The 19,153-nt window shown below is 43.1% G+C and carries 21 protein-coding genes; 15 read left to right on the plus strand and 6 right to left on the minus strand.

Annotated features, from left to right (window positions below; translation table 11 throughout):
* Positions 1 to 11: 11 nt before the first annotated feature.
* Positions 12 to 179, plus strand: a complete 168-nt coding sequence (locus F6K64_RS31550; RefSeq protein WP_287267445.1) for a hypothetical protein — start codon at positions 12 to 14, stop codon at positions 177 to 179.
* Positions 180 to 497: 318 nt separating this feature from the next.
* On the opposite strand, the gene F6K64_RS31555 is transcribed toward F6K64_RS31550, so the two are convergent.
* Positions 498 to 668 carry a hypothetical protein gene (locus F6K64_RS31555; protein WP_154659666.1) on the minus strand — a complete coding sequence of 57 codons (171 nt, stop codon included), beginning with the start codon at positions 666 to 668 and terminating at the stop codon, positions 498 to 500.
* A 346-nt stretch (positions 669 to 1,014) separates the two neighbouring features.
* On the opposite strand from F6K64_RS31555, the gene F6K64_RS31560 reads away from it, so the two are divergent.
* The gene (locus tag F6K64_RS31560) at positions 1,015 to 3,267 is read left to right on the plus strand and encodes an ABC transporter substrate-binding protein (RefSeq protein WP_008179362.1); all 2,253 of its coding nucleotides are present in this window, start codon (positions 1,015 to 1,017) and stop codon (positions 3,265 to 3,267) included.
* Between the two features lie 46 nt (positions 3,268 to 3,313).
* Here the strand turns inward: F6K64_RS31560 and F6K64_RS31565 are convergent, their stop codons facing one another.
* Positions 3,314 to 4,666 (minus strand): nicotinate phosphoribosyltransferase, encoded by a 1,353-nt coding sequence (locus tag F6K64_RS31565; protein ID WP_008179360.1) that lies wholly within the window; start codon positions 4,664 to 4,666, stop codon positions 3,314 to 3,316.
* 371 nt (positions 4,667 to 5,037) lie between these two features.
* On the opposite strand from F6K64_RS31565, the gene F6K64_RS31570 reads away from it, so the two are divergent.
* Both F6K64_RS31570 and F6K64_RS31575 read left to right on the plus strand, forming a co-directional pair.
* On the plus strand, positions 5,038 to 5,187 hold the full coding sequence (locus tag F6K64_RS31570; RefSeq protein WP_008179358.1) for a hypothetical protein: 150 nt from the start codon (positions 5,038 to 5,040) through the stop codon (positions 5,185 to 5,187).
* A gap of 271 nt (positions 5,188 to 5,458) precedes the next feature.
* Positions 5,459 to 5,632 (plus strand): hypothetical protein, encoded by a 174-nt coding sequence (locus F6K64_RS31575; protein ID WP_287267446.1) that lies wholly within the window; start codon positions 5,459 to 5,461, stop codon positions 5,630 to 5,632.
* 109 nt (positions 5,633 to 5,741) lie between these two features.
* On the opposite strand, the gene F6K64_RS31580 is transcribed toward F6K64_RS31575, so the two are convergent.
* Positions 5,742 to 6,389 carry a glutathione S-transferase family protein gene (locus tag F6K64_RS31580; RefSeq protein WP_008179356.1) on the minus strand — a complete coding sequence of 216 codons (648 nt, stop codon included), beginning with the start codon at positions 6,387 to 6,389 and terminating at the stop codon, positions 5,742 to 5,744.
* 97 nt (positions 6,390 to 6,486) lie between these two features.
* Positions 6,487 to 7,194 (minus strand): diacylglycerol/polyprenol kinase family protein, encoded by a 708-nt coding sequence (locus F6K64_RS31585; RefSeq protein WP_008179354.1) that lies wholly within the window; start codon positions 7,192 to 7,194, stop codon positions 6,487 to 6,489.
* A 62-nt stretch (positions 7,195 to 7,256) separates the two neighbouring features.
* Between F6K64_RS31585 and yidD the strand changes: the two genes are divergently transcribed.
* The 6 genes from yidD (at position 7,257) to F6K64_RS31615 (ending at position 12,163) form a co-directional block, all read left to right on the plus strand.
* Positions 7,257 to 7,568 (plus strand): membrane protein insertion efficiency factor YidD, encoded by a 312-nt coding sequence (gene yidD, locus F6K64_RS31590; RefSeq protein WP_008179352.1) that lies wholly within the window; start codon positions 7,257 to 7,259, stop codon positions 7,566 to 7,568.
* Between the two features lie 402 nt (positions 7,569 to 7,970).
* Positions 7,971 to 8,681: a M15 family metallopeptidase gene (locus tag F6K64_RS31595; protein WP_008179350.1), complete on the plus strand. Its 711-nt coding sequence runs from the start codon at positions 7,971 to 7,973 to the stop codon at positions 8,679 to 8,681.
* A gap of 282 nt (positions 8,682 to 8,963) precedes the next feature.
* Positions 8,964 to 9,362 (plus strand): DUF3110 domain-containing protein, encoded by a 399-nt coding sequence (locus tag F6K64_RS31600; protein ID WP_044492183.1) that lies wholly within the window; start codon positions 8,964 to 8,966, stop codon positions 9,360 to 9,362.
* Positions 9,363 to 9,387: 25 nt separating this feature from the next.
* A complete protein-coding gene (locus F6K64_RS31605) occupies positions 9,388 to 9,594 on the plus strand; it encodes a hypothetical protein (protein ID WP_131826930.1) in 207 nt (68 codons plus the stop codon).
* An 86-nt stretch (positions 9,595 to 9,680) separates the two neighbouring features.
* Positions 9,681 to 10,619, plus strand: a complete 939-nt coding sequence (gene murQ / locus F6K64_RS31610) for an N-acetylmuramic acid 6-phosphate etherase (RefSeq protein ID WP_008179345.1) — start codon at positions 9,681 to 9,683, stop codon at positions 10,617 to 10,619.
* A 2-nt stretch (positions 10,620 to 10,621) separates the two neighbouring features.
* Complete coding sequence (locus tag F6K64_RS31615; RefSeq protein WP_008179343.1) at positions 10,622 to 12,163, plus strand: site-2 protease family protein; 1,542 nt, start codon at positions 10,622 to 10,624, stop codon at positions 12,161 to 12,163.
* On the opposite strand, the gene F6K64_RS31620 is transcribed toward F6K64_RS31615, so the two are convergent.
* The gene (locus tag F6K64_RS31620; protein WP_287262898.1) at positions 12,123 to 12,614 is read right to left on the minus strand and encodes a hypothetical protein; all 492 of its coding nucleotides are present in this window, start codon (positions 12,612 to 12,614) and stop codon (positions 12,123 to 12,125) included. The genes F6K64_RS31615 and F6K64_RS31620 overlap by 41 nt on opposite strands.
* 575 nt (positions 12,615 to 13,189) lie before the next feature.
* Here F6K64_RS31620 and F6K64_RS31625 point away from each other — a divergent pair.
* Positions 13,190 to 13,516: an IS1 family transposase gene (locus F6K64_RS31625; RefSeq protein WP_008179341.1), complete on the plus strand. Its 327-nt coding sequence runs from the start codon at positions 13,190 to 13,192 to the stop codon at positions 13,514 to 13,516.
* 45 nt (positions 13,517 to 13,561) lie between these two features.
* The gene (locus F6K64_RS31630; RefSeq protein WP_008179339.1) at positions 13,562 to 14,197 is read left to right on the plus strand and encodes a class I SAM-dependent methyltransferase; all 636 of its coding nucleotides are present in this window, start codon (positions 13,562 to 13,564) and stop codon (positions 14,195 to 14,197) included.
* A gap of 478 nt (positions 14,198 to 14,675) precedes the next feature.
* Here the strand turns inward: F6K64_RS31630 and F6K64_RS31635 are convergent, their stop codons facing one another.
* Positions 14,676 to 15,851, minus strand: coding sequence for an RNA-guided endonuclease InsQ/TnpB family protein (locus F6K64_RS31635; RefSeq protein ID WP_008179337.1), 1,176 nt, complete (start codon positions 15,849 to 15,851; stop codon positions 14,676 to 14,678).
* A gap of 194 nt (positions 15,852 to 16,045) precedes the next feature.
* Here F6K64_RS31635 and F6K64_RS31640 point away from each other — a divergent pair, with 194 nt between their 5' ends.
* From F6K64_RS31640 to F6K64_RS31650, 3 genes are all read left to right on the plus strand, one after another.
* Positions 16,046 to 16,738 (plus strand): FAD-dependent oxidoreductase, encoded by a 693-nt coding sequence (locus F6K64_RS31640; protein WP_287262895.1) that lies wholly within the window; start codon positions 16,046 to 16,048, stop codon positions 16,736 to 16,738.
* A gap of 587 nt (positions 16,739 to 17,325) precedes the next feature.
* Positions 17,326 to 18,474 (plus strand): TauD/TfdA family dioxygenase, encoded by a 1,149-nt coding sequence (locus F6K64_RS31645; RefSeq protein WP_287247431.1) that lies wholly within the window; start codon positions 17,326 to 17,328, stop codon positions 18,472 to 18,474.
* Entirely contained in the window at positions 18,471 to 19,076 is a 606-nt protein-coding gene (locus tag F6K64_RS31650) for a formyl transferase (RefSeq protein WP_008179328.1), read from the plus strand. Before F6K64_RS31645 ends, F6K64_RS31650 begins: the two co-directional genes overlap by 4 nt.
* The last annotated feature ends 77 nt before the right edge of the window (positions 19,077 to 19,153 follow it).

Below are 19,153 nucleotides of genomic sequence, written 5' to 3' on the forward strand. Positions count from 1 at the left end.
ACCTAAAGCAATTGCTATGGTGCTATTACAGGGAATCGGGAATCGGGAATCGGGAATCGGGAATCGGGAATCGGGAATCGGGAATCGGGAATCGGGAATCGGGAATCGGGAATCGGGAATCGGGAATCGGGAATCGGGAATCGGGAATCGGGAATCGGGAAAAAATCCTGTCTACCTGATGAATAGGATAACCGCTATTTTAAAAATAAGTAATAGATATAAGAGAGTGAAGAAAGATAATTAAATTAAAAAAGTATTGATAAAATTGCCAACTATTTTAGCCTAAAAGTCCTAAGGTATGTTTTGTTTTTTTTAGGCAGGGTTGATTGGAAAAACGTTCAATTGGCTAGACTTCAGTCTATTAATCATTGGTCATTGGTCATTGTTAACCAGCTTTTATCCTGTTTTAAATGATGTTATTGACAGTTCTAATTCGTGGTTTTTAGAAGCGCTTAATCTTCCCAAAGCAGCAAGGGCATGATTGCCCAGTCACGAAGTCAGGTCAGCTTGAACGCGATCGCGTGGCCGAAAGGCCAAGCTTGATGGTTGAACGCGATCGCGTGGCCGAAAGGCCAAGGTTGAAGCTTGAAGGTTGAAGGTTGAACCCGATCGCGTGGCCGAAAGGCCAAGCTTGATGGTTGAACGCGATCGCGTGGCCGAAAGGCCAAGGTCGATGGTTTGATAGTTTGAAGGTTTGATGGTTGAAGATTAGAGGCTTAAGAACTGAAAGCCGGATGTATAACTGGCCACCTGTAACGTTAAACCTGTCAAATATAAACTTTAAAGTTAAATATGCACATTATAACGTTAAACCTGTAACTTGTAACGTTAAACCTGTAACCTGTAACTTTCAACCTGTAACTTTCAACCTGTAACTTTCAACCTGTAACCTTCAACCTGTAACCTTGGCCTTTCGGCCACGCGATCGCGTTCAAGCTGTAACCTGTAACTTTCAACCTGTAACCTGTAACCTGTAACCTGTAATCTGTGACCATTCAACTGATCAGGTGATATATGCTAAAAAAAGCCATCGTATTAGTATCTATCGTACTGCTTGCCTTCGGTACAGTTGTAGCAATTGATAGCTTCGAGGGATATAAAGATAGGATAACCATTGCGATCGCAGCTCCGTTAAGCAATGCTAGTGAATCAGCACAACGCTCAGGCAGAGCAATGGTAGACGGTGCTGAACTTTACATTAACCAAGTTAACAAGGCTGGCGGTGTTAAGGGCAAAAAGTTGAAGCTAGAGGTTTATGATGACCAAGGCAATCCGGATGTGGCACGCCAGGTTGCTCAGAAGATTGCTCAATCAAATGCGATCGCAGTGATTGGTCATTACAGTAGTGGGGTATCTACGGCTGCTGGCAAAGTTTATCAAGACCATAAGATTCCTGCGGTGACCGGCTCAGCTACTGCTGATGCGGTCACCCAATCGAACACTTGGTATTTTCGCACCATTTTTTCTAACAGTGCTCAGGGTACTTTTATCGCCAATTATATCCAAAAGATTCTGGGATCTTCCAAGATTAGCCTAGTTTACAGCCCCAGCACTTATGGCTTGACCTTAGGGAAGACTGTTGAAGAGACGTTTCGGGAGTTAGGGGGAGAAGTAGTAAGTAAGTGGGTATTAGGGGATGATATAGACCAAGCCATAGAAACGATTTATCAAGATTTATTGGCTTTAAACAATAGCGGGAAAGACCCAGGAGTGATTGTGATGACAGCGAATCGCAATCAAGTGGCTGGATTAATTGCAAAAATGAGGAGTTCTGGGATGAATTTCCCCATTTTTGGCGGTGACTCCTTAGCCGAAATATCCCTGGGGCAACGGTTTGAAGACTCCCCAGAGGAGATGGATGAACCAGGCTTCTTTACCAATGGAATTTATGCCATTGCTCCGATTATTTTTGACATTTCTGATGATGGGGGTCAACAGTTCAGAAACGAATTTGAAAAGAAGTACAAACAAGCGCCGGGATGGGTGGCGACTTGCTATTATGATGCGGCAAAAGCCATTGTTGAGGCAATTAAGCGCTCTGATCTTACCTGGGACGATTTACCCAAAAACCGTTTGATGCTCAAAGAGAGCTTAGCAACTATTAATAGCCAGGAAACGGCGTTCAAGGGGGCAACCAGAAATATTTATTTTGACTATTACGGCAATGCAGTAGCACCAGTTTTTGTGGGTATTTTTGATAGAAGAAATTTTATTTCAGCGTTTAGCCAGCTGCAAATAATACCGGACTTACGGGCTGTTGCTAATCTGCAAGAACAGCTCGACAGTGGTGAAATTGTAAAGGTTGGTAATAACTATATGGTAAAAACCCATATCGTTTACACCGGGATGGATATCAATGAGATTAGTCACATAGATGAAAAAACGTCCTCCTATTTGGTGGATTTTTACATTTGGTTTAGGTACCAAGGCGATATTACTGCAGACCAAATCGAGTTCACAAATTATGGCATTGAGCGGCTAGATTCAGGAGAAAAATTGACCTTAAAGGAACCGATAGATACAGATTTAAACGATGATATAAATTATAAAGTATACCGGGTTAAAGGCGATTTTCATGAAAAGTTTGATTTTCATGATTACCCGTTTGACCATCAGACTCTATCAGCGAGATTTCGACATATTAACCTAACTCGGGACAAGCTAATTTATGTAGTGGACTTCGTGGGAATGCGAGATACCACTACAGAAGAAGTTCTCAAAAATTGGGAGAGAGCTAAAGTGTTTGAGAAGATTACCGATTGGAGTGTTGAGAATGCTACCTTTTTCCAGGATACGGTGATTAACGATTCCACTTTGGGCAATCGACGATTTATCGACACAGATTCAGATATCGAATATTCCCGATTCAATGTGGTTATTAAAATCAAGCGGGATTTAGTCAGTTTCAGTATCAAGAATCTATTGCCTCTACTGTTTTTTGTGGTGGTGGGATACCTGTTCATGTTTCTCCCTTTCGATCACATGTCCGTAGAAGCAGTAAGTGGCTTGCTACTAGCGATTGTATTTTACCATTTGAGCTTGATAGAAGGACTACCGGAGGGGGTTGGCTATGTAGTGGCTCTCGACTATGCCTTTTTTATCGTTTACGTACTCAATGGCTTACAGTTGTTGATGGTGGTGATTGGGAATAGTGAGGGGTTTCAGTCTGGTAAAATCAAGATTAGCAAATTAATGGAGTTTGGAAGAGTGGCGTTTCCAGTAATTTTGGTAGTTTACACGTCTCTTCTGTGCTGGCGGTATTTGTAGCAATTTGTTAATTGTTAATTGTGATTTGAAATTTAACATTTGCCTTTTACCTTTTGGAGGTAGCTATGGTGAGCTGTTGTAGGGCATCAGAAATTTCTACAGGTAGTGGGGTGGGCTGATGAAGTTGTCGCGTTGAGGTGGCAAGACTGGCAACAGAAGCAGCTGTGCGTTTTTGTATCACGTCTAAGGATTCTGGCAGCTTGAGTCGTTGACCTTGTTTGATGACTTGTTCCAGCAGAGGTTGCTCATGATCTTGGCAGGATTCACTCATCAATCCTAGCCGGTCTTTGATAACTGTATCTTGGTGAAATTGGCGATAGATTTGCTTGCGCCCTGGATAGGTGATTTTGCTACTGGACTGTTTCATGGTGGGAATGCCATCAATTTCTACTAATTTGTAGACTCCATTGACTGGGTTTCCAGTGACTAGCCGAGTTCCGAGTCCATAACCGTCGATACAAGCACCAGCCTGTTTGAGTCTGGCTATTTCATACTCGTCTAAATCCCCACTGGCAAAAATTGAGACATTGGGTAAATGCGATCGCACTTTTTGGGACAAGGTGACTAAATCCCCAGAATCCAAACGTACTCCAGTCACTTGGATTTCCCCAGCTGCGATTCGTTGAGCCAGACTCTTAGCGGCTGCTACAGTATCGTAGGTATCTATTAATAAGGGAGCATTGGGAAAATAGCGATAAAAGGCCGTAAAGGCATCCTGCTCACTTCCAGATACTGCTGTGATCGCCATCACCAAAGCATGAGCCATGGTTCCTTGAGGCTGACATCCTAATTTCAGGGCTGCTAATACATTAGATGTGCCATCCAATCCAGCTGCTATAGCTGCTCGTGCTGCCCACAGGGATGCCTGAGGACTAAAGGCCCGTCGAGTGCCAAACTCTAGTAAGGTAGCCTCGGCCCCCGCCACATCTCTTAGCCGTGCTGCCTTAGTGGCAATCAAGGTCTGATAGTTAATTGTATTGAGTAGGTAAGTTTCTACTATCTGTGCTTGCCACAGAGGAGCATCCACCCGCAAAAACGGTTCATTAGCAAATATTGCTGTTCCCTCGGGCACTGCCCAGACATCACCGGTGAAGCTTGCTTCTGCTAAGAGTGACCAAAACTGTTCCGGTGCTCCCTGAAAAATGCCTGTCTCTTTTAATGCGTCCAGTGCCTGGGGACTAAAGCGAAACTGTTCCAGGTAGTCCAGTACCTGAGCGAGTCCCATAGCAATCAAGTAACCAAAGCCATTAGGTAAACGTCGCGCAAATAGTTCAAAGGAAGCTGGTTTTTGGGCTAAGCCTTCACCGCTATAACAGGCTGTCATGGTCAGCTGATACAGGTCAGTTAATAAGCTATAGTCCTCAGCTGTAGGTATTAATTCCTGGTCTTTAGGGTTCATAATAGTACTGTTTAAGGAGTAATGTTTAACATAAGGTAAAGGAACTTTAAATAGGTACAGATTTTTTAACAATCCTCTCAAAATTACCAAACAAATCTTAGTGATTAGTCAAGCTTGAGAAAAGTATTGCAAATATTACCAAACAAATATTACTAATCCTGGCACTGAATCGATAATCCTCGATAAGATAAAGTACACCAGACAGAAACGTCTTTCAGTCTGTACTCACAGTTAAGACTCAATAATTTGAGAACAGCAATTTGATGACAGCATGGCAGTACTCACGAACCACCAGAAAAGGGAAAGGTTCGCGCTAATTATAGCCACTGCTGTTTTCAACTCTAACTCAACTAATTCAGGAGAGCAATTTTATGGCTTTTTACAAACTATTGGAAAGCAGTATTCAATATCTTTCTGAAGCAGTAGCTAGGATTTTTGGTCCTAATGATGACATTTATCCTGCTATTGGTGTTCAACCCTTTAGCGGTGACCCCTTTGAGCAGAAAGAGGCATCTTGGTAAATTCGATTTTAGCTATAATATGAACCCTGGGTTATAGCGGTTCTTGCTGGAATACAAAACACCCTTAGGGGCGCACGCCGTGCGCCCTTAAGGGTGTTGTGGGGTTGCCTATTGGTGGGATGATTTAAGCTGGAAGCGAACACTGTGATGCAGTAGCTTGGCCGTAGCGCATTAGCTGATAGCTGATAGCTGACGGCTGAATGCTTACCTCATAACTCCCTACTCCCTACTCCCATTAACTCAGCGGTTGCCAATTTTCTAGTGGTTTACCTTGACAAAATGTAAGCATTCAGCTATCAGCTATCAGCGATCAGCTATCAGCGATCAGCGATCAGCTATCAGCTATCAGCCATTGGCCACGCTACGGAAATGGCCAGGCTACTGTTCGCGCAGCACCTCAAGTAGCGCAATCGGTGCTTTTAGGTGCGACCCGTGGCGAATTTAATAATTAGATGCGGAAAGCGCACCTTTGAATAAAATAAGCTGACCACTGACCGCTGACCACTGATGGCTGACGGCTAACGGCTGACGGCTGACCACTGACCGCTGAATGCTTACGACAAAATTGCTTTCACTTTTGCTTTAAACATTTCAAACTCTTCTGGTGTTGGTTGAACTTGCTGCCAACTTTCCCGTTCCTGTAAAGCTGTTTGCCAATTTTGCACTGAGGGATAGTCTGCTAAAGAAACGCCGATCTTGCTGAGAAAATATACTGACAAACCGGCGACAATATCGGCTAACGTAAATTGCCCTTCTACAAAGTAGTTTTTATCGCCCAATTTTTCGCTATAAAATTTCATCACTGTGGCAACTTGTTTTTGAGCTTGTTCTAATTTTTTTGCTTCTACTTCAATCTCCAAGTTATGGCGCATAAAGGTTACGATAGCAGGAGCAAGCTCATTGACATTGACCAGTTGTATCATCCTCACTGTAGCAATAGCTTGGGGGTCAGTAGGCATCAGAGCAGGAGTTGGATATTTAGCTTCTAAATAATCTAAGATGGCTAAGGATTCTATCACTTTAAATCCATCATCGATTAGGACTGGGATGTGATGAAAGGGATTGATTTCAATAAATTCTGGCGTAAATTGATCTCCATCTAATTTTATTTCAACAGGCTCAAAGTCAATCTGTTTTTCTAATAAAGCAATCCATACCCGTCGGGCATTGTTGGACATAGGATTATTGTAAAACTGTAACATTGACTCAACTCTCCCTTACTATCAACGTTTGATTGATTCTTAGTTTAATATCTACTTTCAAGCACAAGCTCATAACTTGAGCTATTTCAAGAACCCTTCAACCCAAGCTGAGGATTTGACTTAAAAAGAACCCTAGTGCTGCACTACCGATAGGAACTGTGAGATTATCAATCCCGAACTTGGAGAAGGCTTCTAATAGTGTGGCAAAAAATGCGATCGCAATTGACATCAACCAGGTTTCCCAGACATTACCTTGAACAGCGAAAAGGATCAGGCTACTGACGACATAGCTAGTGACAGCCATGGTTCCAGACCCTTCCCAGCTTTTTTGCATCCCCCAAGCCTGATAGGGATGTTGGCCAAATTTCTGACCAATCAGTCCTGCCAATCCATCCCCCCATGCCATCACTAAAATACCAATAGCGGCATACTGGAATTGTTGTAAGGGCCAAAACCAGGCAATCACGACACCAATACTGACAGCATAGAAGAAAGTGCCTAGGCTTTTGCGCCCAACGCTGTTAATACCAGGCAAAATAGGAATGTAATAGGACAAAAGAGCGATCGCACCAGCGATAACTGATGCCAAGATACCTACCCAGGCAGGTATTTGTAGCCACCAAGCCACTAAAATAACGTTACCGGTGCCAATGTGAACAATTTTACGGGTAATTTCTGAATCCCTGGCGGTGCGCTGATGTAGTGTTTCCGCCAGCAGCACAATCGCACCGAGACCGACAGCAATCAGTGCAATTTGCAGCCATAGGGTTGGGATTGATTCTATCCAGGTTACAGAATTAAACAAGGATCTGATGGCAGCATACTTTAAGACCTATTTATTACTGTATTAGATGGGGTGACCATTACATGAAACTTTTACTGATTTGGCTAATTCGAGGCTATCGAGCTTTTATTTCGCCCCTATTTCCTCCAGTCTGTCGCTTTCGCCCAACCTGTTCCCAGTATGCTATCCAAGCGATTGAGCGGTTTGGTGTCTGTCGGGGTGGTTGGCTAGGAATTCGGCGTATTCTACGGTGTCATCCTCTCTATCCAGGGGGTTATGATCCCGTGCCTGACGTTTATCCTAATGGTAATAGGGATAAATCTAGAAGTGTTGAACTTCGGAACAGGGAACAGGAAACAGGGAACAGGGAACAGGGAACAGGGAACAGGGAATAATTAGTGGCTCTTGTGGTTTGAGTATGGTAAAAAAGTAGTTAAATCATGCAAGAGGCAAAAGGCAAGAGGCAAAAGGCAAAAGGCAAAAGTTGGTTTTAGGTTGAGTTTTTTAGGTGTTAAAAATGTGACCGTTAAAAGACTTTAAATATTTTCTAATTTTGCCAAAAGATATGCTTCGCGCTGATCAACGCTTTTTGATAACTCCAAAAATGCCCAAAAGAAAAACTATAGCGGTTCTCATAGTAATGAGAGTAATGAGGTAAACAGAATTTTTACCACTTCCGACTTCCCTACTCCCTACTCCCTACTCCCTACTCCCTACTCCCTACTCCCTACTCCCTACTCCCGACTCCCTCGCAACCAACTGCTAGTAATTACCTCAAGCAATTGAGAACTGCAACTATGAAACCTTATCAGCAAATCCCAATTGTAGAGTGTGGAGAACCCCTCATCCCCATTCCCTTAGCACAATTTGCCGCTCGTAACCCTCACCCCTACCAAAAACTGGGGGCACCTTATGGTAAGGCTTCCCCTTATTATCTGCGCGAGAGTGTGATAGAAGCACTCTTTGTGGCTCAAAGCCAACTCCAACAGCAGCATCCAGGTTGGCGCATCCAGATTTTTGATGGCTATCGACCGGTGGAAGTCCAACAATTCATGGTTGACCATACTTTTGCCCAAGTAGCTCAGGCACAACAACTCAACCCAAGCATCCTATCGGAACAACAACAGCAAGCGATTTGGGAACAAGTCTATCAATTTTGGGCAGTACCCAGCTCTAACCCCATGACTCCACCCCCTCACAGTACAGGTGCTGCCTTAGATATTACCCTGGTGGATGCCACCGGTGAAACCATTGATATGGGCTCTGAGATTGATGAAGTCTCACCACGCTCCCATCCCGATTATTACGCCAATCAGCAAGACTTGCCTTATCACTACAATCGACAGCTGTTAAAAAATTTAATGTACTCGGCTGGGTTCCGGTGTCATCCTAGAGAGTGGTGGCATTTTTGCCTCGGAGACCAAATGTGGGCTTGGCTGCGCAATCAAGAAGATTCAACCAATACCTTGATGGCACGATATGGTGGTGTTGAGTGCGGAGCCTGTTGAGTCCTGAGACTGAGTCGGAGAGTGGGTCAGTCCTAAGTGGGGAGCGTGCTAAATGGGGAGCGTGGTGATAGCTCAGTTGCTGCTAAGATGGTTTAGCAGTGGCATTGTAGTGGAATTATTAATCAAGTAGCTCAAAGAATGCTACAAATAGACCATTTTTTATTGCCCCTCTTGCCTGTCTTGGCCCTCCTGCTATCTCTCCCTGGCATTAAAGCAAAATGGTATCAGATATCCTATAAAAACAATTAAAAAATAACGATTACTTAAGGTTATATAAGATTTATGATGGCACCTAAGCAAGTATACGTCCTTTTATTTAATGCCCGGACAGAAAACGAGGGAATTCACACTATCCAAATTGGCGATAAGCAAACGGTATTGATGTTTGAAAAAGAAGACGATGCTACCCGCTTTGCTTTATTGCTCGAAGCTCAGGATTTCCCAACACCCACCGTGGAAGCTATCGATCTAGAAGAGATTGAGGAGTTTTGCCAATCGGCTGGTTATGAGTCGGAGTTGGTTAGTGAAGGAATGTTGGCCATGCCACCGGAAACAAATCTAGAAAAGACGGATTGGCAACCTGACCTCAAGAAAACCGAAGAACCTGACCTCAAGAAAACCGAAGAATCAGAAATATCAGATCTAGACCGCATTCGCCGTCAGTTGGAAAATTTATTGTAAGCTGATAAAAATTTGAGGAATACATTTGAACCGTCCACCTTCAGCCGTCAACCAAACAACCAAACAACCTATCCTTCACCGAACGCCAAAGGCGAACAACCAAACAACTAAACAACCTATCCTTCACCGAACGCCAAAGGCAAATAACCTTGGCCAAAAGGCCACCCTAGGCAAACAAACTACCCTAAGGGAACGCCAAAGGCGAACAACCTTGCCCAAAAGGCCACGCTAAGCGAACAACCTTAAACCCTTAAACCAAATAACCTTCAACCAAATAACCTTCAACCTTCAACCTTCAACCAATGACTAAATAATATAATGCAAAATTTAGAACAACGGGGACATCTACTGACCGAACAGATTAATCCCAATAGTCAGAACCTTGACCAGCTGACATCCCTAGAGTTAGTCGATCTATTTAATCAAGAGGATACCAAAACCCTAGATGCGATCGCAGCAGCTCGTAGCGAGCTAGCTCAAGCCATTGACTGCACTGCAAAGGCATTGCGTCAAGGAGGATGCCTCTTCTACGTGGGAGCTGGTACCAGTGGACGCTTGGGAGTCCTCGATGCTGCCGAATGTCCCCCCACCTTTTGTACACCCCCAGACCTAGTCCAAGGGATCATTGCTGGAGGAGCAGGGGCGTTGGTGCGGAGTTCTGAAGATTTGGAAGACCGACAGGAAGATGGTGCAAAAGCGATCGCCCATCGCCGGGTACATGACCTAGATGTGGTGGTAGGCATTACCGCAGGTGGGACCACACCCTTTGTCCACGGCGCACTCCAAGAGGCACGAGGGCGGGGCGCAACCACGATTGCGATCGCTTGTGTCCCCCCTGAACAGGTCAGTATTGATGCTGATATTGATATTCGGCTGCTAGTTGGTCCGGAAGTCCTAGCTGGCTCTACTCGCCTCAAAGCCGGTACTGTCACTAAAATGGCCTTGAACATCCTTTCTACAGGAGCGATGGTAAAGCTTGGCAAAGTCTACGGCAATCGCATGGTAGATGTGGCAGTGACCAACAAGAAACTTCATGACCGAGCCCTGCGCATCCTCAAAGACCTGACCAACCTCAGCCGAGAAGACTGCGCTCACTTACTAGAGCGCAGTGGCAGGCAGGTAAAACTAGCGCTACTAATGTACTGGACAGGATTAGACCAGCTAGAGGGAGCCAGCTTCCTAGAGCAAAACCAAAGTGATCTCAGGGCCGCTCTCCAAAGTTGGAAACAAACTAGTACTCCATCAAAATTGAATTGATAATGTTTAACGGATCAGAGACTACTGTCACTTTGGTGATCATACTCGTAGCCCTCGGTGTTCTAGGTTGGGGCTATAACCGCGCTCGTTCTTACGGCAAGCTAGGAATTTTAGCCTGGTTGCAGTCAGTAGTCTTGACACTGCCCTGGCTATTATTCTTTGGCTTAGTCAGCATGGGAATTTACCTGAATATCGTTGGGATCCTATTTCTGCTAGTCGCTTCCACCGGCCTATACATCTACTTGGGCAGGCTCTTACGTGCAGCAGGTCAAGATGAAGTTTGGCGGGAGCGTGCCACCAAACTGTTCGAGGAGCAACAACAAAGCAAGGATGCCCAAAAGTCTGAGGAGCAAGATACTGCAGCTTACAAAAATTTAACTGCCGTATCCGAGGGTCCGAATACCACCAGGATCGGAGTAGCTACAATTCCTGATGAAGACCTACAAGTTATTAAAGGGATTTTTGGGATTGATACGTTCTTTGCTACGGAAACTATAAAATATCAGGAAGGGGCAATTTTTACAGGCAATCTGCGGGGAAACGATGCCGAATTGGTACATTCTCGTTTGTCAGCTAATCTAGAGGAAAAATTAAGCGATCGCTATCGGCTATTTTTAGTCGATAATCCAGAAGGGAAACCAGTTGTCATTATCTTGCCCAGTACCAATGACCCACGAACCACTACAGTTCCGCAAAAAATATTAGCCCTTGTCCTGGTAATTGCGACATTTTTCACCACTTTAGAAGTATCTGGGTTACTGCTTGACTTTGATTTATTCAGTGAACCTGAACGGTTTCGGGAAGCCTTACCGATTACCATCGGAATTTGGATAGTTCTCATTACCCATGAACTCGGTCACTGGTGGCAAGCCAAAGCTCACGACGTTCGCCTCAGCCTACCCTTTTTCCTTCCCAGCTTGCAAATCGGCTCATTTGGTGCTATGGTTCGCTTCGAATCCCTATTACCCAATCGAAAAGTATTATTTGATATTTCCATAGCCGGACCAGCCGTAGGTGGTGTAGTGTCTCTAGTGATGCTGATTTCAGGATTAGTCCTTTCTCATCAAGGCAGTGCTTTTCAGGTGCCAGTGGAATTCTTCCAAGGGTCAATTTTAGTCGGAGGGCTGGCAAAGTTAGTGCTTGGTAGTGCTATCCAAGAGTCTTTAGTGGATGTTCACCCTCTCACCATTGTCGGTTGGCTAGGTTTAACCATAACAGCCTTGAACCTAATGCCCGCAGGACAACTAGATGGTGGGCGAATTGTCCAAGCTATCTACGGACGCAAAACTGCTCGACTTACTACCATTGCCACCTTAGTGATTTTGGGGATTTTGGCCTTAATCAATCCAGCCAATCCCATAATTTTGTACTGGGGAATCTTGATTTTGTTCTTGCAGCGGGGTTTGGAGCGTCCTAGCCTCAATGAAATTACCGAACTCGATGATACTCGAGCATTGTGGGGGTTATTGGCGTTGTTTTTAATGGTCGCAACTCTGATTCCCATTAATCCCGCTTTGGCAGGAAGGCTGGGAATTGGGGGCTAATTTCAAGGGTTGAAGATTGTTCGCGTAGCGTGGCCTTTAGGCCAAGGTTGAAGGTTGAAGGTTGAAGGTTGAACGGTTGAAGGTTGAAGGTTGAACGGTTGAACGGTTGAAGGTTGAACGGTTGAAGGTTGAACGGTTGAAGGTTGAACGGTTGAAGGTTGAACGGTTGAACGGTTGAAGGTTGAACGGTTGAAAGTTGAACGGTTGAAGGTTGAACGGTTGAAGGTTGAACGGTTGAAGGTTGAACGGTTGAAGGTTGAACGGTTGAAGGTTGAACGGTTGAAGGTTGAACGGTTGAACGGTTGAACGGTTGAAGGTTGAACGGTTGAAAGTTGAACGCGATCACGTGGCCTTTGGCCAAGGTTGTTAAGTTGAACGCGATGGACTTCGTCCCGCTTTGCTGCGAAGCGCGTGGCCTTTGGCCAAGGTTGTTAAGTTGAAGTGTAAGCATTCAGCTATCAGCCAATCCGCTAGGCCAAGGGCTTTTCCCCAGACTTTCAATTCTGATTAATATCGAACTATTAAATTCTCCCGTTTGCGCATTGCGCATTGCACATAGGCGCAAGCTACGCGAACGGCTGAATGCTTACCCAAATTCAAAAATGGTCAATGGGTTTCATCATACAACCATCATCACCTCGGCCCGTGCAGGTGGGTGGGCTGCTTCCGGATGCTTATAGCACTACGCATTCAGATGTTTGACATTGTCTTGATGCAATAGCGAGTGGGGGAAACCCCCAAGACCGCTTAGGTGCGCTTTCCGTTGGCGAATTAAATTCGCCACGGGTCGCACCTCTGCATCGCTCCTAAACTCCGAAACTTATTCATAGCTTACTTTTGACTTCTGACTTCTAACTTCTGACTTGCGCGTAGCGCTATATGACCCAAACTATACTCCAGAACTGGGGGAACTTTTCGGAGTTGCAAGCCCATAGTAGGGTCTAAAAAAACCAGGTTCTGGTCCCGACAGCCGTCAACCAGTTGGAACCTGGTATTCTAGCTTAGGGAATCGGAGACCGTAGTACAATGACCTTTGAACTGGTGTGGGCGTACGAAGCGTTTGTGGCAGTGTTTGTTGTATGTTACAGATGGTTTCAAGGTGTATCCCAACTACATCCCGGATGGAGACCAGATATCGTCAACAAGTTGTATATGACCCGAGGTTCGGGTGATTTCACTCGATTGAGGCACGATCTGGCTCGGCTACATCCCAAGACTTTGTGTTACTCGAAGTCAGTAGAAATGCTGAAGCATTCGATAGGACTGTTAGTGCATTACCTGAAGTTAGCCGGAGGTGCCGGTGCCACCGAGGCAAATACCTGTCTATCCCTGATTCATCCCGTAATTCAGTAACGCTTTGGAGTTTAGTCATGTCTATGTTGAATTGGAGAAGCAAACATGGTCAATCTGCATAAGAAGTACGAAGTTCAGAATGTTCAACAAAATCGTTCAGAACACGACCCTTTTACTTTGAAAAGGTACGAACAATTCTTCAGTTTTTTTCAGAAAGGAGCTGTAAAGATTCTTGATGTAGGTTGCAATACGGGTAGAGGTGGATTACGTTTTAAGGAGTTGAACCCGAACCTGACATTATTTGGTCTTGATTGTGTACAAGAAAGATTAGATGTTTTGCCTGAGTGCTATTCACAAAAAGTCTATGGTCTTTCAACAGACATACCTATGGAAGATCGATTTTTTGATGTGATTACTGCTGGTGAGTTTCTTGAACACCTGTATCCTGCCGATGTAGATAAAACATTATGTGAATTCCAAAGAGTGTTGAAGATTGGCGGAAGGCTGTTGCTTACCACTCCCAATCCTAATTACATAAAAAATAAAATCATTGGAATGTCAGTTTACGGTGTCAGCCATTTAACTCAGCATTTTCCAGAAGTTCTGCGATTGAGATTGCAAATGCATGGATTCTCAGGAGTTAAATTATATGGATCAGGTAGGGTATCCCAGTATTTAGGTTGGCATTTTCCGTTGATGTCAATCTATGGTAGCTATCTCGTTGTAGCAAATAAGTACTGAGCAGGCTAAGATTACCGTGGTGCATCTCACTGTCTTGAGGCAAAGCGCGAGTGGGGGAAACCCCCTCAGGTCGGCGCATCCCTTGCTTTTGCAATTAGGCAAAAATTCCCGCGAAAATTCCTACACTCCCCACACTTCCCACACTTCCCCTTCTTTTTTACAAATATGAGATGCACCCTCCCACTCTCCCCCTAGTAGCCCTGATCGAGAATGTAGGAAAATTCCGAAAAATCACTCTTCTCGATTCCCACCACCAAGAAGTTAATTTGAATAAATAGTGAAAATCAATAGTACCCCGAAGGGTACTGTCAATATCCGACAGCTATAGAACACTAGAATTATCAGTTCATCAAGTTGTTCAGGAATTGGGGTGAGGGAAAGATGGCCAGTAATCAAGAACGTTCTTACGATGTGATTGGATTTGGTGTTGACATCCTCCCTCGTTAAATCAAAGATTATAACGAGGGATTCCTAAGACTCACGACTTAGGTTTCTGCTTCTTAGCACTAGCCTTCCGAGACTTACTCTCTTCAGGTCTTACAGTCGCTCCACAGACTGACACGGCAAGCCCTGCCGCCAAGATATTAATTGATGCATTAATATCGCGATCATGGTGAGCGTTACAAGATGGGCAATCCCATTCCCGGATACTCAGAGGCAAAGATTCCACACGATTAAGGCATACAGAACACAACTTAGTACTGGGAAACCATCTGTCAATGGAAATAGCTTTACGGTTGTACCATTCTGATTTATATTTGACCTGACGGATTATTTCACCCCAGTTAGCATCACTGATTACCTGAGCTAGTTTGTAATTTTTCACCATATTTTTCACCGCTAAATCCTCGAACACAATCAATTGGTTTTCTTTGACCAGTTGAGTGGTTAGCTTGTGAGTAAAATCTCTTCTAGCATCCTTGATTTTTGCGTGTATCTTAGCTACCTTTAATCTTGCCTTGTAACGATTGTTAGAACCTTTTTGTTTTCGTGACAAAGCTTTTTGGTATTTAGCTAATTTTTTCTTTAGTTTTTTAAAATGCTTGGGATTAGGAATTTTGTCGCCGTTACTGGTCGTGATTAAACTGGTAATCCCCAAGTCAAAACCAATTTGTTTATCCTTTGGAGGCAAGCTCAAGTCTCTATAGTCATTGAATCTAATTGAGATATGCCACCGTTCGCATGGATCTAAGCTGACCGTAACGGTACTTGGATTGCAGTTTTTAGGTAATTGACGACTCCAACGAATAGGTAAAGGTTCTTTGCATTTAGCCAGATAAATTTGATTGTCTTTCCATTTAAATGCCGATTTTGTCAATTCTGCACTACCACCGTTACGTTTTTTCTTGAAGTTCGGATATTTTGTTCGACCTGCAAAGAAATTAGTAAAAGCGGTTTGAAGATGTCTCAATCCCTGTTGAAGTGGTACACAGCTAACTTCATTTAAGAAAAATAAGTCATCCTGTTTTTTCCATCCTGTCAACATTGAGGAAGTTTCTTTGTAACTAATCCGTTTTTGGTTTTCGTACCATCCTTTGGTTCTAGCGTCTAAGGCTTTGTTGTAAACCAGCCTTACACAGCCTAAAGTTCTTCTCAACAGGTTCTCCTGTTCAGAGGTTGGGTAAAAACGGTAACGGTAAGCTTTTTCAGTCATATTCACATTGTAAGATATTAAATGTGAACTTTCAAGACAAAATTCAAACTCTGTCCTTCCGGAGACGAAACCTTAGAATAGTGGTTTGTTCGCGAACAAACCACTATTCTAAGGGAACTTCTGACCTTTCCTCTCACCGCTAAATCTCGCGATTATAGCGGGAGTCTCCAGGAAGGCGAACAGATGAAGGCAATGTGGCAATTCTTCCAGGGGGTAGGCTTTCCTGGAATGCCCTCCTGTGTAAGGTCAATGGCAGTGAAGCAGAGGAATTTGCTAAAGCAGGTGCTAAACCCTCTGCTAAGATTCTCGAAGAGATGAATTTCGTGGAAACTTGGCTAAAGGGTATCGGAGCGAAAGCCGTTAAGCCAGCATCTGAACTTTATATCCGCCATGCAGGCAATATTACTGGTGTAGTAGACCCTCTCTATGGCTCCCAAATGCTCTTAGGTGGCACACCGAATTGGTCTGCTTTGGGAACCTTTGGCTATCATTTTGATGTGCGCGGTGGTATCGAAGGTCTTGGTAACAGAGCCTCTGAGAACGGGATAAAAAGTGTAAGTTTTAGTAAGCCAATTTTCAACATTGGCATCCAGCATGCCCAAATTAAGACAGTTCCTAATTTAGCCGTTGTTAGTCCTGGTTCTGGTTTTCAAGGGTTTGCTTCATCCGCTGGTAGAATTGTGGAATTCAATGCTGGTGTTGGTCAGGCATTGGGGATAGCTGCCATTACTGCTCTTCTTTCTGGCAGAAACCTAAGTAATGTATCCAACTCTGAGGTCAGAAAAGTACTTTTAAGCACTAAGCAACTTCCTCGCGTCTATGGATATGCTAATAATAATGAAGCTAAGAAATTGAAGAATTTTGAGTCTTTATTAGTGCTGGTTTGAGAGACTTTTGATTAAGTAAATCTTACAGCCGTTTTCCTGACGGGGCGACAAGCGCCCTGTCAGCTTATATGGTCAAACTTGGGTGAGTTTTATGGAGTCGTTTTGGGATTTGGTGAAGGAGTTAATGAGCTTAAATCCCAATAAACTGGAGTATTATTTACGAGGTATAAGAGCTAGGTCGCTTATTATGGTTACATTCTAGCTTCCATGTCACCCCTTCAGGATAAACGACTATCGACTGGAATTCAGAATACAAACCTACCAGTAAGTGGTTGATTAGTTTTGTCAGTCAACCCGCGCTTGTTCTGTCAGCTTTATAGCCATTCATGTCGCCCCCCCAGCAAAAATGACATGCTCCCTCCCGGTAGCGGTGGGCTAAGGTGTTTTTGTTACTTAATTCAACAAAACTTTATAAAGTTAAGAAAATCTTATGCTTATAGGTTACACCAATCTGTTAAAGTTACAAGAGAAATAATTGAAAGAAAGGAAAATCATGATACTATTAAGGCTGTAGTTAAAGCCTATCAAGAGCAAGAGAAAACTTGACATATATTGACATATAAATCATCTTAATGTTATGAATGACAATGTATCTAGATAATTACATCAAAAAAAGGAATTTTGTAAAGAACAATTACGATTTTTTATATCAACTCAGGAAATTAACAAAAAAAGATTTCACTATTCAGATTCCTGCTGGGGGAAAGCTTTCAGATGATGGGATTCGCAGGGACGTGCAGCTATTGACAAATCTATATGGTTTTTTTGTTCTCCGTACTCACGAAAATGATGCGTTATTAGATAATCGACGTTTTCAAGAATGGCGAAATCAGTTGCATTTATTGCTCGGGGAACAAGTGCGACAACCCTATAGTAATGCTGGCAAAATAGAATCCAATGAGAATGCTTTAGCCAGAAAAGTGTTAGCTGACTATGGCGTTGATTTTAAAGAAAATGATGTTTTGATGATGGCAAATCCAGCTGATCGTGTTAAGGGTAATAAATACAACGGTCATCAGGAAGTCCATCAAGACAGCACATTCTTAAAAGTCGTTCCTGATTGGGTGGTGTTTACAGTCCTAGAAAATGCTCAATCAGGAGGGGAAACTCGTGTGGCGAGTGGACAGCATCTTTTAAATGCTATTCCTTTGCCTTATCTAGCTGTTTTAAAAGAAGCAGATGCTGTTACCTTTTTTAGGGAAGGAACGGATGGTCATCTTAGTAAACCAATTATTAATTACCATAAGGAAAAAAGATGCATTACAACGGGTTATCGCGCCGATGGTGATGTTGAATATAAATGTAAAAGCGCTTTGACTCAGATAGCAATGAACTGGATCTGGAATTTTAATAAAGATCCAGAGAATTACACAAGCGTTTTGTTAGAAGAACTTAGGGAAAGTTTAGTGCTGGCAAATTTAGTTGCTTTTCATGGTAGAGAAGGATTTACTAACTCCGAAACGAAGATTAGAAAAGTTCTGCGTTGGACTTTCGATAATAATACTGCCAATCCCATCGACCAGGGAATTTATTTTACTGGACACAAAGAACTAGAAAAGGTGGTTACAAGCCAAAGTTTTGAGGCATATTTACAAGATGAATTGGCCTGGAAAACACAAAGCGACATTCTCTCTAAACTTGCTTACTTTAGTCCCGATAACTATCCAGAAGACTTAGAGAGTAAACTCAGAATAGAGGATCTTAATAGACAAGTAAGTAATGACAAGAAGATATGAATAATTGTGAAGACAATTTTAGGCAAAAAAGGGACAAAAATAATCAGCATAAAAATATGATTATTTTTTGTAACGAAGATATTATCGCTAATATAACTCTAAATTTTTTGCTTCCTTTTTTGAGCAATATAAACTTTAAAGTTCATATATTTTTGTCACAAAAAGTATCGAGAAAAGCAGAAAGCCAAGTCGAAAAATTGTCTAAGTTTAATTTTTTGACTAAAGATTATATCCGTAACATAGTTTTCCCTGACATTGAAAAAAATCTAGGCAATAAAAAATGCCATTTGATGACATTCAATCAAATGGCGAGACACTACGAATGCAAATTGTATCGCATCAAAAGTACGAAAAACAGAGAAGAACAGGAGAAAATTATTGCTATTTATAAAGAACATGAACCTTACATTAGTTTGTCTGTAAGGAACAATCTAATCATCAGTTCAGAAATTATTAAAGTAGCAAGTGAATATGGTGTGGGTAAGATTTTCAATATTCACTCATCAAAACTTCCTGAACGTGCTGGCGTGTGGTGTTCCTTGTGGGATATGGCTGGGGGGGCGACGATATGGCTTGAAACGATTGATACGTCAAGAGTGTAACGATCTGTGATAGAAAAAGATAGGTCTCAAATTGTCAATAAGACCTATCTGTTGCAAATGTTACCCTTATTCTATCA

The organism is Moorena sp. SIO3A2, assembly GCF_010672265.1.
GTDB lineage: Bacteria > Cyanobacteriota > Cyanobacteriia > Cyanobacteriales > Coleofasciculaceae > Moorena > Moorena producens.

Bases quoted from the DNA above. Each gene is read 5' to 3' on its own strand.
- F6K64_RS31650 (WP_008179328.1), top strand. From the start codon at position 18,471: ATGAATAATTGTGAAGACAATTTTAGGCAAAAAAGGGACAAAAATAAT.
- F6K64_RS31565 (WP_008179360.1), bottom strand. From the start codon at position 4,666: ATGAACCCTAAAGACCAGGAATTAATACCTACAGCTGAGGACTATAGC.
- F6K64_RS31625 (WP_008179341.1), top strand. From the start codon at position 13,190: ATGACCTTTGAACTGGTGTGGGCGTACGAAGCGTTTGTGGCAGTGTTT.
- F6K64_RS31630 (WP_008179339.1), top strand. From the start codon at position 13,562: ATGGTCAATCTGCATAAGAAGTACGAAGTTCAGAATGTTCAACAAAAT.
- murQ (WP_008179345.1), top strand. From the start codon at position 9,681: ATGCAAAATTTAGAACAACGGGGACATCTACTGACCGAACAGATTAAT.
- F6K64_RS31615 (WP_008179343.1), top strand. From the start codon at position 10,622: ATGTTTAACGGATCAGAGACTACTGTCACTTTGGTGATCATACTCGTA.
- F6K64_RS31645 (WP_287247431.1), top strand. From the start codon at position 17,326: ATGTATCTAGATAATTACATCAAAAAAAGGAATTTTGTAAAGAACAAT.
- F6K64_RS31620 (WP_287262898.1), bottom strand. From the start codon at position 12,614: ATGCTTACACTTCAACTTAACAACCTTGGCCAAAGGCCACGCGCTTCG.
- yidD (WP_008179352.1), top strand. From the start codon at position 7,257: ATGAAACTTTTACTGATTTGGCTAATTCGAGGCTATCGAGCTTTTATT.
- F6K64_RS31560 (WP_008179362.1), top strand. From the start codon at position 1,015: ATGCTAAAAAAAGCCATCGTATTAGTATCTATCGTACTGCTTGCCTTC.
- F6K64_RS31595 (WP_008179350.1), top strand. From the start codon at position 7,971: ATGAAACCTTATCAGCAAATCCCAATTGTAGAGTGTGGAGAACCCCTC.
- F6K64_RS31635 (WP_008179337.1), bottom strand. From the start codon at position 15,851: ATGACTGAAAAAGCTTACCGTTACCGTTTTTACCCAACCTCTGAACAG.
- F6K64_RS31580 (WP_008179356.1), bottom strand. From the start codon at position 6,389: ATGTTACAGTTTTACAATAATCCTATGTCCAACAATGCCCGACGGGTA.
- F6K64_RS31600 (WP_044492183.1), top strand. From the start codon at position 8,964: ATGATGGCACCTAAGCAAGTATACGTCCTTTTATTTAATGCCCGGACA.
- F6K64_RS31570 (WP_008179358.1), top strand. From the start codon at position 5,038: ATGGCTTTTTACAAACTATTGGAAAGCAGTATTCAATATCTTTCTGAA.